Source organism: Sphingomonas sp. CFBP 13714 (genome assembly GCF_014842205.1).
GTDB lineage: Bacteria > Pseudomonadota > Alphaproteobacteria > Sphingomonadales > Sphingomonadaceae > Sphingomonas > Sphingomonas aerolata.
Map to the genome: position 1 here is coordinate 1 of NZ_JACYVG010000009.1, position 13,775 is coordinate 13,775.

14 protein-coding genes and 1 pseudogene are annotated in these 13,775 nt (G+C 61.5%); 8 read left to right on the forward strand and 7 right to left on the reverse strand.

What is annotated here, in order from left to right; genetic code table 11:
* Window positions 1-93 precede the first annotated feature (93 nt).
* Window positions 94-270, forward strand: coding sequence for a hypothetical protein (locus IFT54_RS17560; protein ID WP_192071559.1), 177 nt, complete (start codon window positions 94-96; stop codon window positions 268-270).
* 345 nt (window positions 271-615) lie between these two features.
* Here IFT54_RS17560 and IFT54_RS17565 read toward each other — a convergent pair whose 3' ends face one another.
* The 3 genes from IFT54_RS17565 to IFT54_RS17575 all read right to left on the reverse strand — a co-directional run bounded on the left by IFT54_RS17565 (window position 616) and on the right by IFT54_RS17575 (window position 2,635).
* On the reverse strand, window positions 616-810 hold the full coding sequence (locus IFT54_RS17565) for a hypothetical protein (protein WP_192071560.1): 195 nt from the start codon (window positions 808-810) through the stop codon (window positions 616-618).
* Between the two features lie 173 nt (window positions 811-983).
* Window positions 984-1,385 (reverse strand): BLUF domain-containing protein, encoded by a 402-nt coding sequence (locus tag IFT54_RS17570; RefSeq protein ID WP_192071561.1) that lies wholly within the window; start codon window positions 1,383-1,385, stop codon window positions 984-986.
* 1,004 nt (window positions 1,386-2,389) lie between these two features.
* The gene (locus tag IFT54_RS17575) at window positions 2,390-2,635 is read right to left on the reverse strand and encodes a hypothetical protein (protein ID WP_166748242.1); all 246 of its coding nucleotides are present in this window, start codon (window positions 2,633-2,635) and stop codon (window positions 2,390-2,392) included.
* A gap of 219 nt (window positions 2,636-2,854) precedes the next feature.
* Between IFT54_RS17575 and IFT54_RS17580 the strand changes: the two genes are divergently transcribed.
* From IFT54_RS17580 to IFT54_RS17595, 4 genes are all read left to right on the forward strand, one after another.
* On the forward strand, window positions 2,855-3,349 hold the full coding sequence (locus IFT54_RS17580; protein WP_192071562.1) for a periplasmic heavy metal sensor: 495 nt from the start codon (window positions 2,855-2,857) through the stop codon (window positions 3,347-3,349).
* On the forward strand, window positions 3,346-3,684 hold the full coding sequence (locus IFT54_RS17585) for a UrcA family protein (RefSeq protein ID WP_192071563.1): 339 nt from the start codon (window positions 3,346-3,348) through the stop codon (window positions 3,682-3,684). Before IFT54_RS17580 ends, IFT54_RS17585 begins: the two co-directional genes overlap by 4 nt.
* Window positions 3,685-3,802: 118 nt before the next feature.
* Window positions 3,803-4,501: a winged helix-turn-helix domain-containing protein gene (locus tag IFT54_RS17590; RefSeq protein WP_192071564.1), complete on the forward strand. Its 699-nt coding sequence runs from the start codon at window positions 3,803-3,805 to the stop codon at window positions 4,499-4,501.
* The gene (locus IFT54_RS17595; RefSeq protein ID WP_192071565.1) at window positions 4,494-5,516 is read left to right on the forward strand and encodes a sensor histidine kinase; all 1,023 of its coding nucleotides are present in this window, start codon (window positions 4,494-4,496) and stop codon (window positions 5,514-5,516) included. The genes IFT54_RS17590 and IFT54_RS17595 overlap by 8 nt, the downstream gene beginning before the upstream one ends.
* A 103-nt stretch (window positions 5,517-5,619) precedes the next feature.
* On the opposite strand, the gene IFT54_RS17600 is transcribed toward IFT54_RS17595, so the two are convergent.
* Together IFT54_RS17600 and IFT54_RS17605 are read right to left on the reverse strand one after the other, a co-directional pair.
* Window positions 5,620-6,435 carry an NIPSNAP family protein gene (locus tag IFT54_RS17600; RefSeq protein ID WP_192071566.1) on the reverse strand — a complete coding sequence of 272 codons (816 nt, stop codon included), beginning with the start codon at window positions 6,433-6,435 and terminating at the stop codon, window positions 5,620-5,622.
* Between the two features lie 348 nt (window positions 6,436-6,783).
* A complete protein-coding gene (locus IFT54_RS17605) occupies window positions 6,784-8,115 on the reverse strand; it encodes a Gfo/Idh/MocA family protein (protein ID WP_192071567.1) in 1,332 nt (443 codons plus the stop codon).
* Window positions 8,116-8,518: 403 nt separating this feature from the next.
* Here IFT54_RS17605 and IFT54_RS17610 point away from each other — a divergent pair, with 403 nt between their 5' ends.
* Window positions 8,519-8,755, forward strand: a complete 237-nt coding sequence (locus tag IFT54_RS17610; protein WP_192071568.1) for a hypothetical protein — start codon at window positions 8,519-8,521, stop codon at window positions 8,753-8,755.
* 53 nt (window positions 8,756-8,808) lie between these two features.
* Here the strand turns inward: IFT54_RS17610 and IFT54_RS17615 are convergent, their stop codons facing one another.
* Window positions 8,809-11,091: a TonB-dependent receptor gene (locus IFT54_RS17615; RefSeq protein ID WP_197984738.1), complete on the reverse strand. Its 2,283-nt coding sequence runs from the start codon at window positions 11,089-11,091 to the stop codon at window positions 8,809-8,811.
* A 252-nt stretch (window positions 11,092-11,343) separates the two neighbouring features.
* Between IFT54_RS17615 and IFT54_RS17620 the strand changes: the two genes are divergently transcribed.
* Window positions 11,344-12,237 carry a Gfo/Idh/MocA family protein gene (locus IFT54_RS17620; RefSeq protein ID WP_192071569.1) on the forward strand — a complete coding sequence of 298 codons (894 nt, stop codon included), beginning with the start codon at window positions 11,344-11,346 and terminating at the stop codon, window positions 12,235-12,237.
* A 135-nt stretch (window positions 12,238-12,372) separates the two neighbouring features.
* Here IFT54_RS17620 and IFT54_RS21030 read toward each other — a convergent pair.
* Window positions 12,373-12,741 (reverse strand): annotated as a pseudogene (locus IFT54_RS21030) (DUF938 domain-containing protein); the annotation flags it as partial.
* A gap of 228 nt (window positions 12,742-12,969) precedes the next feature.
* Here IFT54_RS21030 and IFT54_RS17630 point away from each other — a divergent pair.
* Window positions 12,970-13,698: a glycine-rich domain-containing protein gene (locus IFT54_RS17630; RefSeq protein ID WP_192071571.1), complete on the forward strand. Its 729-nt coding sequence runs from the start codon at window positions 12,970-12,972 to the stop codon at window positions 13,696-13,698.
* The last annotated feature ends 77 nt before the right edge of the window (window positions 13,699-13,775 follow it).

A 13,775-nucleotide genomic window follows, 5' to 3' on the forward strand; every position in this document is an offset into this window, starting at 1 on the left:
CGTCGCGCTCGCGGCCACCGTCATCTTCTGGCTATGACCAATGAGTCCTGACCCTAGGTCAGCGATGTCGCCGGGTATATAAAGGCAGGTAATTTGTCGGATGCCGTCCCGGGTTTGTCCGAAACGGCCGACGAGCCCGTCAACTACCAGGCATGCGTGATCAACCTGCTCGCCAAGCCGAACGAAGTCGACATGAGCAGCAACCTGCTTGCAGTGTCCGGCAAGGCCGAGAAGCGCTCCGCGTTCTGCATCCGTCAAATTGCAACGTGATACGAGGCGCTTTACAAATAGCTGCAGTGCAGCGTCTTTAGTTCGATGCATAACTAAACTCCAGCCTGATAGGCGGGAGCGCACAAGGTCTCACAGCCACCGGCGCCAAGAGGTAAATGCCAGCGGTAGATTGCGCTATCACGCGAACCTGCGCCCATCTAGGGCTCAATTGATGCGAGCCTCAACATCTACGCATCCACGAGCCGCGATAGCAAACATACATCAGTGAGGTACGCCAGATCACATGTTAAGATTTAACGTGATTAATTAAAGCTTGCTGGTATTGGAAATCGCGCTCTGGTTGGCTAGTATAAGGCTGCTTACATCGCCGTCCCGTTACACACACTAAAGGATCCCGATTGCACCATCGGCCCAGATTGCCGACGCTGCAAATAATACTCCGCAAATAAGTGCCATCCGTATTACCGACTGGTCAACGAACCGCACACTCAGCTCAATCGCACAGCCGACAAAGGCGAAGACGGCGGCAGCCGCAATGAAATCGGTACCTGTCCACTGCACCGCGTTGGTAAACAACATCGCGATGGCCGGAAGGATAAGTAAGACGCCAAGGAACGTCCAGAGAGCCGGACGCCAGCGTCCGAGATAAGCTGCGCGAGTATGAGCCGATACAGTCACAGACGTTCTCCAACACCACTATTTCATGCGCCTTCGATGTCTGCAAGCTGGCGAAGCGTAAGGGCCAGATTAACTCACGTTGCTACGTTACCGGTCGCGACCAACGTCGTGAACTGGGTACGAACGCTATGCGAGGCGTTGGTCAGCAATCTATTCATTTGGGCGTCATGCAAGTCCGCTCGATCGTCAGCGCGGCGATGCACCATGTTCCAGCCGCCGAACTGATGTGCCGTGATCCGAGTATCTGACAAAACTCTGATGAAGTGGTGGCGACTATCTTGGACGATACGAGAAAAGCACGGCTCAACGCTCGCACGCGGTCCTTCCAAGACCTGCAGGAAGCTTTTGCCATCCGACCATAAAAGCCCAGTGATGCCATCAATCGCGTTATTGTGGCGAGATTGCGTAAGGATCCCTGCAAGATCAGCGGCATCGCCGAGGACGCTGCTCAAGCTAACATACACGATCTGCCGCACTGACTGCTCCCCATTGAGGCATCCTTGGAATGCCCCTGGGTTAGTGTCGTTGACGTATGTTACGGTAATGAAATTATCCTATGACAGGATCGAATGCACCCTCATGTGACCAAAGAAGTGATTTGGAGGGCGGTATCGGCACCCTAATCTAAGGTGCGACTGTCGCCTTCGGGGCGGAAGCGGTCCGGTAGCTTTTGAGCGCCGCGCCCTGTCCGAAAACACATGATTGTCGTCAGGCGGTAGGTCAGGCGCCCAGGATTGCCCAAGCCTACGCGTGGCACATGCGACAAACCCTGTCGCTTCGTTCGACTGTGCGGAAACCAAAATCTTGAGGTTTTCCGTCACCTACCAAAAGGGCGGGAAGTCACGCCTATCGTCAATCCGGATGTACCCTGATTGAGCACGTGGTTTGGAACACAAATCCCGTTCAAGTAGGGTCGGCAACCGCGAGATTGAACACATTAGAGATGTGTCTGCCGTACCCGCGTGAATCGCTTGCTCAGCCTATACATTTGGAGGGCAATCACGAGATACGTAGTCGATGCACCAGCGGCGGTACGCTGGTGATGCCTGTCGCGGTGAACGCGCTTCTAAATGCTGCTGCGGGAGCAGGCTTGCGGAAGATGCGCAGCACCTAGTCCAATCGATTCAGTACCAGCGGATGATCCACGCGCTGACTCAAAATCCCACGTTATGCTACGGCACCGGCGAAGCTGCTAACTATGCCAGTATTATGAGTCGGCCTAAAGTGATGATGGCGTACAGTATAAATTGAGCCGAAAATGGCGTCAGCAACGACCGTGGGTTAACAAATCAAAGTGGCTGCACGTCCCCGCAACCAAATCCTACGACAACCCCGAAGCCAAAGCTTTGGGGTTGTCGTCGTTATTATGCCAGCGCGTAGTGCGAATATTAAGACCAACTCGCCCCATAGCTAAGATGGTGGAATCAGGTCTGGTCAAAGCCGGAGCGCTGGAACGTGCCTGCCCAAATTTGGCATTCGTTCACCGTGGTCGATGCGACGCCGTAGCGATGCTCGACAGATCGATTGTCGGATCGATCGGCACGTCGGGATCCTTCCGTTCCGAATACCAGGCAACGAGCTGGGCCGCGTGAGGGCGGAGCACGACCGTGAAGCGGACCATCTTCTCCATCTTCGCAAGGCCGATCTGCCGGTCGAGATTCGCGAGTCCGACTTCACGATCCGGGCGGATGCTGACCGGCTCGGTCTCCAGGCGCTGCGTCTCCACCTCATACCCTGCAAGGAATGCCGCGACGATATCGTCGCATATGGGTCGAGCCCACAGAAGAGCTACAGGGCGGTCAGTGAGTTAGATAAAGGTGTGTCGCCACCAATTGGCCGACGTTTGCAAAACTTTACTCGGTACACATCTTGAAGCCAAGGCGCGCTGCCATTGCAGACCGGCCAACGAATAGTTCGTCGGCTGAATTGGATGGAGCGCTGTGCAATGAACCGATATTTTCAACGACGCCGGACGGTTGCCGGGCTGCTGGCCGTCGTGGCCGGGACCGCAGCGATCGCCGGTGCTGGCCTAGCCTCGGCGGTACCGGCCCTGCACGGGTTGCCTGGCCATTCGGCAACAGCGGATCCTGCGATCAACGACCCGCACTTCAACAAAATGCTAACGCAACTTCTGCCTGACGGAACACCCAAGCAAAGGGCCGAGCTGAAGCTAATCGCCAATTCGGCCCATACCGATCTGAATGCCTTTCACGCACGGTTCCGGACCGCGCACCAACGTACATACGTCCTGCTGTTGCAGCCGTCGATCGATCGCGCCGGGTTGGAGGCATTGCGTGTCGAGCAGGTGCAGCAGGCGGACCGTGCCTCGCGGCGGATCGTCCAAGGGCTGGCCGACGCGGCCGAGGTGCTGACACCATCACAGCGCGTCCGATTGGCTGCTCATCTCAAAGCGGTTCATCACAAGGGAGCAGGGCTGTGAGCCCCTTTTTGGTTGGCATATGCATACTGACCGTCTCAGGCGACGCCGTGCCGCTGACGTCGCCGTCAAGCCAGACCCTGATAGAACGCGTCAGCGTTGCCGATCTCGATCTACGCGGCGAAGCCGGCCGGGCGACCCTTCAGAGGCGCATCCATGGAGCAGCGCGTCGGGTATGCGACACCCATGGTGTTTTGCCATTGGCGATGAACCTGAGCGCGATGCGCTGTACTCGAACTGCCATAGCCCGTGCTTCGGCTCAACTCGACCAGATCGCTGCCGCCCATGCGGCAGAAGCGGTCAAGATCGCAGCACTCGCCGTCGACACAGGTCGCTGACGGCACGCGATCGTCGGACCTGGCCTACAGGCTTTGCGGAGTGCGCGAAGCCTGTATGGTCTGATGGACATCCCTGCATCATCATCAGAAGGCCAAGGCCATTATTCAGCACATCCTGATGATTGAAGACGATTGCCGCCTGGCGGCGATGGTGAAGACCTATCTAGCCCAGCATGGCTATGTCGTTGCACACGCCCCGACCGGCGAGGAGGGCCTAGCCGCGTTGCGCGACCACGAGCGTGCGGGGTTCGCCGCCGTGCTGCTCGACCTGATGCTCCCCGACAGCGACGGGCTCGACATCTGCCGGCGCATCCGCGCACTGCCGTCGCCCGCGTGCGCGGTGCCGATTGTGATGCTCACGGCAAAGGGTGACCCGTTCGACCGCGTAATCGGCCTGGAGCTAGGCGCTGACGACTATCTTCCCAAACCGTTCGAGCCCCGCGAGCTGCTGGCCAGGCTACGCGCCGTGCTGCGCCGACCGGCCCTGGCGGCGGCGGACAGCCTGCCGCGACTGCGGTTCGGGCGGCTGGAGATTGACCGCGATGCGCGCGTGGCACAGCTGGGCGGGCAGGGTTGCCCGCTGACCGCCTATCAGTTCGATCTGCTCGTGGTGCTCGCCGAGCGCGCCGGTCGCGTGCTGTCGCGCGACCAGCTGATCGACGCGTTGAAGGGCCGAAGCCACGAGCCATTCGACCGATCGATTGACGTTCATATAGGACGCCTGCGTGCCGCAATCGAAGACGATCCCAGGCAGCCTCGGCGCATCATCACCGTGCGCGGATCGGGCTACGTGTTCGCACGGGTGCAGGATGGCTGAGCCTGACGTGCTGGACGGTGACAGCGGCCGACCCCGCCTGATGCAGCGCCTGTATTGGCGGATCTATCTCGCATTGCTGGCGAGCCTAACGGCGGCGGCAACTCTCTTTGGACTGGCGCACCTGCGCTACGGCGCGGCGCCGGCGGCCATGCAGGGCTTCCATGGCCATCTCGCCATGCTGGCGCTGCTGCTGGCGATTGCGGTCGTCGTGGCGGTCGCTGCATTCCCCGTCGTTCGCCGGCTCACCCGCCGGCTCGAGCGGCTCCAGGCCAGCGTCGATGCCTGGGGGACGGGTGATCTGTCGAGCAGGGTTGCCGTCGAGGGGCGCGACGAAATTGCGCGGCTGGCAATGAGCTTCAACCAATCGGCCGGGCGGATCGAAGCGTTGATGAGCGCGCAGCGGATCCTGCTGGCCAATGCCTCCCACGAACTGCGATCGCCGCTTGCGCGTATCCGCATGGCGATCGAGTTGCTGTCCGAGGCACCGTCCGTCGCAGTACGCGCGGAGCTAGCGCGCAATGTGATGGAGCTCGACCAGCTGGTCGAGGAGGTATTGCTCGCAAGCCGGCTCGACGGAATGTCAAAGCGTGAGCACCGGCCAATGGTTTTGGACCTGACCGCGCTCGTCGCCGAAGAATGTGCGCGGGCTACCGCGCAGTTCACTGGAGAGCGAGTAGAGATCTGCGGCGATGCGATCCTCCTCCGGCGGATGCTCCGCAATCTCCTCAACAACGCGCAACGTTACGGCGGAGGGACGGCGATCCTCGTCACGCTGACAGCCTCTGCAGCGGAGATCGCGCTTGAAGTTCACGATGGTGGCGCAGGCGTCCCGCCGAGCGAGTGTGAGGCCATCTTCGCGCCGTTCTACAGAGCACGCGGCGCGAACGAGGGTGATGGCGGACATGGCCTCGGTCTCAGCCTCGTCCGTCAGATTGCACGGCAACACGGTGGTGAGGTGCGCTGCATCGCAGCCCAGGCGGGCGGTGGTCGGTTCAGGGTGGCATTGCCGAGATGAAGGGCTCTGCTGCAATGCCGCCCGGAAAGCGGCCGTGAAATTCACATGAACGGACGACCGAGTTTGGTGGAGCACAGAGGGTGCCTGAACGCCCGCTTGTGGGTCAAATTTGCGAAAACGACGCCGGACTTAGGATCTGGTTGTCTATTCCGGTTGTGATTTCGCGGTCGGTAAGACCCGGCGTCGAGATGAGCCGGCGCCAAGCGGGATCCGACCCGAAGGTACGCCAGTTTCGCTCACGGGTCGCAAGGTCGGGAAAGGTCAGCAGGTAGGTCAGGCTCGGCAGGCGGGCTCCGGTAAGGTCCTGGGCGAAAAAGACCGGCGTTAGGCCAGTCCGACGGAATATCTCGATTTCACCTCCGGTGTCGAACATCCCGATCTTGGTCATTCCTGCCGCTTCGCTATGGCTGAAATACGTCCTGAGTTCGAATATGCGGGGCGTGTTGCTGCTCGAGGCGTCGGTCAACTCGAGACGAGGAAAGTGAGGGAAGGCGCGCATCAGCTTCACCTCGAGTGACGTGTATGGCGGCGCGTCTGGCGTCGCTTTCAAAAACGACCCGGCAGCCGTGGTGTAGCTCGGATCGGCGGAAAGCCTGCCGGGCAAAGCCACGAAATCCTCGATCGAGGGATAGGGGACGAGAACATGGACGCTTGGACTTTCGGACCCGATCGCCACCGTAAATACACCCACCGGGCCGCAACCTGCGCGTCGTGCTGCAGGGATAAAGGCGTTGCTCAGATAAGCGTCCAGACGGTCCTTCATGGGGCCGTTTACCAGCCGATAGGTCCGCAGCTCGTAGATCTCCAGGGTTGCTGCCGCGTCGCGAGGCTGAGCCTCAGCCTCGCCAGTTGCAAGCGCCACGCCGCCCATAGCGGCACCTGCGAGCAATGAACGTCGATCAATTGGATATGCCATCATGTCCTCGCAAAGCCGTACGGGCCAGTCGAGCGCAAGCCGCAACCGTCGTCAATCCACGATGTCTGCCCGCTGATGATCGACCTAAGCCGACCGCGCGGCATTCCTGCGTCCAATGGGTCAGCTGGGGGACGTCAACTGATTCAGCGCTATGATATCTGGATAAATGCTGACAGCGCCCAATCACGAAGGCGGCTGTTCAGCTAATGTGTAAGTGCGATCAGAGTTGAGGATCTGAGACTGGCAACCGAATAACCGACTTTCGGTCAGTCCATGTCGACGAATGGCAAGAGCCACTGTCGAGCGCGCGGCGCAGCGGTTCCACCCTGTCGGCATAGGCGGCCAGCCGGCTTATGTAACTGGCAGCCGATAGGGTGTACGATAACGGGGCGTGATTAGTCCGTTCGCTTCTGCGTCGTCCCTGAACTGACCTGTCGCCGCATCCCAATTCACCTTGCGGCCTGTGCGCAACGCGATGTTTCCCATCTGGCACACGATCGCGGTGTTGGACGCCGCTTCAATCGTACACGCTGGCGTGCGCGCGCGATCTTTGACGCAGGCAATGAAGTCGGCTGTGTGCCGGTCGAGCCCCTCGTCCTTGGCTTTCGTGACCGGGATCTCCCGAGTCATGGCTTTGCCATCGCTTGTTTCTGGCGTGACACGCCACTGGCCACGATCGACGACAAGGGTGCCGGTTTCGCCGACGAAGGCGACGCCGTGGTCGCGGCCGCCATAGGGGCCCTGACTGATGCCGACCGCATGCTCCCATTCCACGGAATAGTCGCCAAAGTCGTAGATGGCGGTCTGCGTGTCCGGAGTTTCCATCGCCGAGCCCGGATAGCCATAGGCGCCGCCAAGCGAACTGACCGAACGAGGTGCCTCGGCCTTCATGCCCAACAGCGCGATGTCCATCAGATGGACGCCCCAGTCGGTCATCAGACCGCCCGCATAGTCCCAGTACCAGCGCCAGCTGAAGTGGAAGCGATTGGAGTTGAAGGGGCGCAGCGGTGCGGGGCCCAGCCAGCTATCATAATCGACGCCGGCGGGCGGGGCCTGATCCGGTTGGGGAACAACGCGCTTCATCCATCCCATGTACGCCCAAGCCTTGACCTTTCGGACCCGACCGATGCCGCCGGACTGAACATGCGCGATCGCGTCTGCCCAGTGCTGGTTGCTGCGTTGCCACTGACCAACCTGGACCACACGATTGTGACGCTGTTTGGCAGCGACCATGGCACGGCATTCGGCAATGGAGTTTCCGAGCGGCTTTTCACAATATGCGTCCTTGCCCGCGGACATGGAATCGACCAGCTGAAGCGCGTGCCAATGGTCGGGCGTGGCGATGATCACCGCGTCTATCGACTTGTCGTCCAGCATCCGACGATAGTCGTCGTAGAGCTTCGGCGTGCGGCCTGAGACCTTCTTCAATTCGGCACCGCGTGCCGCAAGGACCGTAGCGTCGACGTCGCAAAGGGCTACGGGCGCCACGTCGGCCCGCTTGCACATGGCCGATAGATCCGACCAGCCCATGCCCTTGCAACCGATCAGACCCACCTGGACCTTGTCGTTCGCCGAGACTCGGCCGCGGCGCTGGGCAAAGGCCTGGCCAAGCGGCACCACGGTAGCAGCTGAGGCTGCGAGGCCGCCAACCAAGAGGGTGCGGCGGTCGAAGCTGGTGGTCATGTTGGTCCTCCCCAATCTGTCCTGACGGTATTGGTAGCGCCCAACCGCCCCTTCGCAAGACCACAGACGCAAAGGGAGTGCGCCGCAAAACGCAGTTTCAGCTCCTGGTCAGGGGCATCCAGACGAAAAGCAGCGTCCAGTCGGCCATGACCAAGAGCGTCACGCATCGTCGAAATAGTCGATCCGAACGATAGATGGGCGTCCGAAGTCGGGAAGGGGGCGATGTCTCTGAGTGTTCAGATGGTGGTCTTCAAAGGGAAAAGTCGTGGCGGGGGCCCGTCTACACTAACCTGCTAACGCAACGGCGTTCGTAGATTCCGGACCCACGGGAACTAGTGCGTTAGGTATCGCCGCCCCAAATCGTAGCCTTTAATCGTCAGCGCCATGTTCCGATCCAAGAGGAATGGATGATCGTCTGATGCACCTTGGGCTGGTCGATGAGAATGATACCCTTCCTGACGAAGCCGCGCCTGCATTGGCGCTCCTCGACCACGCCGGCACCGACCGTGCTGCCTGTGATGACGTGCTCGAAGCCATCTCCGTCCGGCTGGCGGCCGTTGCCGGCGGTTCGCAGGCAGCGCTGGGAGCAGGCCGCCGCGCCTGCGACGGCCCTTGCCGAGGAATTCGGGTTCGTTGGTGACGCTCGCTTTCGCACCACGATTGCTCGTAAGGTGGTCAGTCCCGCGTCTTATCTTAAAACGCGACCTTGAACTGGCCGCCGATGATCCGCGGCTCGTTGATCATGCCCGTCAGATTGTTGAAATCGATCGCGCTGATGCTGCGATACTGGTTCGTGATGTTGCGCACGAACGCGCCGACCTCATACCCCCGCGGCGATTTATAGCCGACCTTGAGCCCGCCTTCGAGCGACGACTTGCCGGTGAACTCCACCGCTTCATACAGGAAGAAGTTTATGCGGCTGCGATAGACCCAGTCGGTATAGGCATAGACCTCGCCGCCATTGGCGAGCGGGATCCCGTATCGCGCGGTCCAGTTGGCGATCCAGCGTGGCGCTTGGGGGAGATCGTTGCCGTCGATCATCGCAAACCCGTTCACGATCGGATCGAGCACGGTGCAGGTCGCGCAGACCCCCACGCCGATCGAGCGATCGCGGATCTCGGTGAAGTTGTAGCTGCCGCTTGCGGTCAGCGACAATTCGGGCACCGGCCGTGCCTCAAACTCGCCCTCGACGCCGTAGCCGATCGCCTTGTCCGCGCTGATCAGACGGGCCGAGTTGCTGCTGCCGCCGACCGCAGTAATCTGCAGGTCCCTGGTGCTGTACCAATAGGCGTCGAGCGAGAAGTTCACCTTCCGGTCGAGCAGCGTCCCCTTGAAGCCGCTCTCGCCCGAGAAGGTCGTCTGTTTCGGTGCGGTGCTCTGGACGCTGCCGAACGTCACGCGGTCCTGGATCGCCGGCCCTTGATAGCCCGTCGCAAGCCGCGAATACACGTTGATCGCGGGAGTCAGCTCATAGGTCGCGCTCGCGTCCCAGGTCACGTTCGAGCCACGGACGACCGCACGCGCTGGCAGCGTGTCGCTGATCCCGGTCCCGGGAATCGGTGCGGTCACGAGGTCGTTGCGATAGTCGTGCGAATAGCGGACGCCCGCGCGCAACGTCAGCAGGTCGGTCGGCTTCGCCTCGATCGACGCGAAGGCACCGTAATTCTCGTTGCGATTGTCGTGGAAGATGTCCTGCGTCAGGTCGGTCGCACGCGATCCGGTACCGCCGAACGCATAGTCATATTGATGATAGCGCAGCGTCTGGTAGAAATAATACAGCCCGCCCTGGAGGCGGATGCCGTTCATGTCCTCGCTGGCGTAGCGCAGTTCCTGGCTGAACTCCTTGGGCTTGGTGAGGCCGCCGGTGTTCGACGGGAACAGCCCGACGCCGATCGCGCCGATCGTGCCGCCCGTGAACGGGTAGCTGTTGCCGCCGTCGACGTCGCCGGTGCTCTCGACCTTGGCCTGTTCATAGCCGGTGACCGAATAGAAGGTGCCGATGCCGTCGAGGTGATAGTCGAGCCGCAGGTTGGTGCCCCATTGCGTCAGGCTCTGGCTGGTATAGCCGTCGAGCGTGACATGCTTGGGGTCGAAGCCGGTGTTGAAGTCGTTGGTGCCGGGTTTGAACAGCCCCGCGCGGAAGATGCGCGGCGAGCCCGTGAGGTCGCGGACGTGGACGTTCAGCAAGGCGTTGAAGTCACTGCTGGTATAGCCGAGCTGGAAGCGGCCGGCGACATCGCGATACCCTTCGAGCTTGCGATCGGCATTGCCCGTCGTGGAATCGTTGGTGACCCAATCGTCGCGCGACTGGATCAGGCCCGATGCACGGAATGCGAAGCCGTTGCCGATCGGCAGGTTCAGCGCCGCCTCGCCGTTGATCGTGTTGTAGGTCGCCCAGGATCCGGTCGCATAGCCCGAGGCCTTGTCCGGATCCGGCTTGGCGGAATTGATCTTCACGACGCCGGCTGGCGTGTTGCGCCCGAACAGCGTGCCCTGCGGCCCGCGCAGCACTTCGACGCTTTGCAGGTCGAACACCGGGAAGGATTTCAGCATCGGATTTTCGAGTGCGACGTCGTCATACACCACCGACACCGGCTGTGCGGCGTTCGGATCGAAATCGGTATTGCCGAGCCCGCGGATGTAGAAACGCGGGAAGGTGCGGCCGAACGAGGATTCCACCTGAAGGCTCGGCGTGCGACCGGCGAGGAACCGGATATCGAGGCCGCTCGAGTTGAGCACGTCGAGCTTCTCGCCGCTGATCGCGGTGACCGCGAGCGGCACGTCCTTCGCCGATTCGCGACGGCGGGTCGCCGTGACGACGATGTCGCCGACGCCCTGTTCGCCGGCCGGATCGCCGACGGCTTGCCCCGTCGGCGCCTGGTCCTGCGCGACGGCGGGTGTGGCACAGACGAATAACGGCGCGCTGGCGGCCAGCAGCCGGGCGATGGCAGACGTACGAACGGACAAGCGAATCATGGATGGTCCCCCCTTGGGCTTCGAACATCCTCCTGCGTCGATCCGTGTGACCCGGATTCTTCGCCGACCGGTAACATCACTGCAACGTGCGGCAAGAGACACGATCGGCGGCGATGCATTTTTGCGGCGCACCGCGACATCTTTGCCCCAGTTGCGGTCGCAGTCATCCCCGACGATTGGTTGCGGGGAGCGCAATCGTGAAGCTATTGCGGCCCGGCAGACGCGGCGATCGTGCCGGACCGGGGAATAGATATGCGCGTGCTTCTCATCGGGCTGGGTGACATCGCTCGCAAAGCATATCTTCCGGTTCTGTCGACGCGAGCTGATCTCGACATTCACCTGGCGACGCGCGATGCGGGCGTCCTCGACGAGGTCGGCCGCTCGTTTCGTATCGCGCATCGGCACACCAGCGCCGCAGATGCGCTTTCCACCACAGCGTTCGACGCCGCCTTCGTTCACGCGTCGACGCAGGCACACGGTGAACTCGTCAGGCTGCTTATCGAGAGAGGCGTCCCGACCTTCGTCGACAAGCCGCTCGCCGATAATCTCGGCGATGTCGAAGCGCTCGTCGCCTTGGCCACGGACCGTGTCGTTCCACTCATGGTCGGCTTCAACCGGCGGTTTGCGCCAGATTATGTCGCATTGCGAGGCATCGACGCGAACCTCATCATCCTCGAAAAGCACCGCTACCGGCAACCCAACGAACCGCGGAAGGTCGTCTTCGATGACTTCATCCATGTCGTCGATACGCTGCTGTTCCTGGCCCCAGGACCGGTTTGCCGACGCAACATCGAAACCCATGTCGTAGACGGCATGCTCCACACGATCACCCTCACACTGGCAGGCGACGGGTTTACCGCCATCGGCACAATGCATCGTAACAGTGGTCTCGACGAGGAACGCCTCGACCTCATTGGCGGTGGGGCACGTCATACCGTGCTGAACCTCGCTGATCGCGTCGAGACGAGCGGGACACAGCGCTTACATCGACGAGGCGATTGGGTCTCGGTAGGACAGCAGCGCGGCTTTGCGGCGATGTGCGACGCCTTCCTGCTTGCGGCGCGTGAGCGAAGGCCGGTCGATGCAGCCGCTATTCTCGCAACCCATGAAATTTGCGAGGCCATCGTCCGTCACACGGAGCCGTGATTCCGGGACACGCCTCCCGTGATTCGATTGCGTAGGCGCGCAGCCCGCACCGCACCGACAAGGTCGCCCCCACTCCAAGTACGCCAGTGCCGACAACCGCCTAAATGGCGGCATGCAGTGGCTTAGCCGGAAACCTCATTGAATGAGTGTCCGCAGCTCGGCGGGGGGAAGGCCCTGCAACGTCAGCTTGTGGGTCGTAGGGCAAAGAAGGTCGTGCGTGGCGGCAGTCCCTCGGACTGCCATGGGCCCGGTCTGTAGCGAATTGCGTTGCAGAACGACCCAAGGGTTACTGGCCAGCATTTGGACGACACGAGCCAGCGTGGACCCGCCAGCTGAGACGATCACCGTCTCGAGGTCGCGTACGTCCCAGAGCGGGCTGCGTGTCTTCGGGGAAGCGTCAAACGTTTCGTTGGACGGCCCGGTCGGCTGATCTGCACGGTGAAAGGGGTCGTGCAGGAACAATGGATCGCCCGCTCGCAACAGGCGGGCCGCCCCGGCGAGTAACCCGAGCGTCGCCGACTACAGGCTGAGAGGGACCATGTTGATGCAGGATATCGGCGCCGCGCTTGCGATCGCTCAGCCTGCAACGGCAGTGTCGAGGCCGAGTGGCGGTCGGACATTGTCTACCTCGGAGCATCACGCAACGATCGAGGTGCGGACGGCGAGTTCCGGATCGATCGATTGCCATCGGCGTCACGATCCTGCAACAATACCATACTAATGTAATGGGATATGGAACCGAAGAGCCCCGCGCATATGGCGCGAAGGATCCTCATTGGGAGGATCGAGACCCTGAGCATCGGCCAGCCCGGTGCAGCCCTCAGCTTCGAAGGGAGGCTGGCCGCAGAGAACGGATGGACCGGGTCGTTTGCAGACCGGGTCGCGACGGAATATCGTCGCTTCCTCGCGCTGGTCGCGATCAGCGATGAGCAGCTTACGCCGTCGGACGCAGTTGATCAGGCGTGGCATCTGCATCTGGCCTATACCCGCGATTATTGGCACGGCCTCTGCCGCGATATCGTCGCGCGCGAAATTCATCACGAGCCGACATCGGGTGGCCCCGAGCAATGCGAGCACTATCGTGACCGCTACGCGCATACGCTCAATTTATACCGGGACACCTTTGGTGCTGCGCCGCCCGCAGATGTTTGGCCCGATCCCTCCGAACGATTCTCGGGAAATTTCCAGCGGATCGACCGGACCAGAAAGGTACTTCTGGGCGCGGAAGAGACGACGTTGGTCGGGTTCACTTGCGCCGGCCTAGTTGTCCTGATCGTTCAAGATATGGCGGCGCTGGTTGCCGTTTTCCTCCTTGCCGTTGCGATCGTCACATGGATCCAGGGTGCGCGACTAAAGGCCGGCACAGCTGGTCGTCGTTTCGATCTGAACTTCGACGGTGGCGCTTGTGGGTCGGACGGATGCGGTAGCGGCGATGGCGGGTGCGGCGGGGGGTGCTCATGACCCACCCCGTCTTGCGACGGGCGACGAGGAGGGGCGCACCGCCGCCAAGCGAGACATGGGCGTCGATGGCGGTGCAC

Bases quoted from the DNA above. Each gene is read 5' to 3' on its own strand.
- IFT54_RS17580 (WP_192071562.1), top strand. From the start codon at position 2,855: ATGAACCGATATTTTCAACGACGCCGGACGGTTGCCGGGCTGCTGGCC.
- IFT54_RS17610 (WP_192071568.1), top strand. From the start codon at position 8,519: ATGGATGATCGTCTGATGCACCTTGGGCTGGTCGATGAGAATGATACC.
- IFT54_RS17600 (WP_192071566.1), bottom strand. From the start codon at position 6,435: ATGATGGCATATCCAATTGATCGACGTTCATTGCTCGCAGGTGCCGCT.
- IFT54_RS17605 (WP_192071567.1), bottom strand. From the start codon at position 8,115: ATGACCACCAGCTTCGACCGCCGCACCCTCTTGGTTGGCGGCCTCGCA.
- IFT54_RS17590 (WP_192071564.1), top strand. From the start codon at position 3,803: ATGATTGAAGACGATTGCCGCCTGGCGGCGATGGTGAAGACCTATCTA.
- IFT54_RS17595 (WP_192071565.1), top strand. From the start codon at position 4,494: ATGGCTGAGCCTGACGTGCTGGACGGTGACAGCGGCCGACCCCGCCTG.
- IFT54_RS17620 (WP_192071569.1), top strand. From the start codon at position 11,344: ATGCGCGTGCTTCTCATCGGGCTGGGTGACATCGCTCGCAAAGCATAT.
- IFT54_RS17565 (WP_192071560.1), bottom strand. From the start codon at position 810: ATGTTGTTTACCAACGCGGTGCAGTGGACAGGTACCGATTTCATTGCG.
- IFT54_RS17630 (WP_192071571.1), top strand. From the start codon at position 12,970: ATGGAACCGAAGAGCCCCGCGCATATGGCGCGAAGGATCCTCATTGGG.
- IFT54_RS17615 (WP_197984738.1), bottom strand. From the start codon at position 11,091: ATGATTCGCTTGTCCGTTCGTACGTCTGCCATCGCCCGGCTGCTGGCC.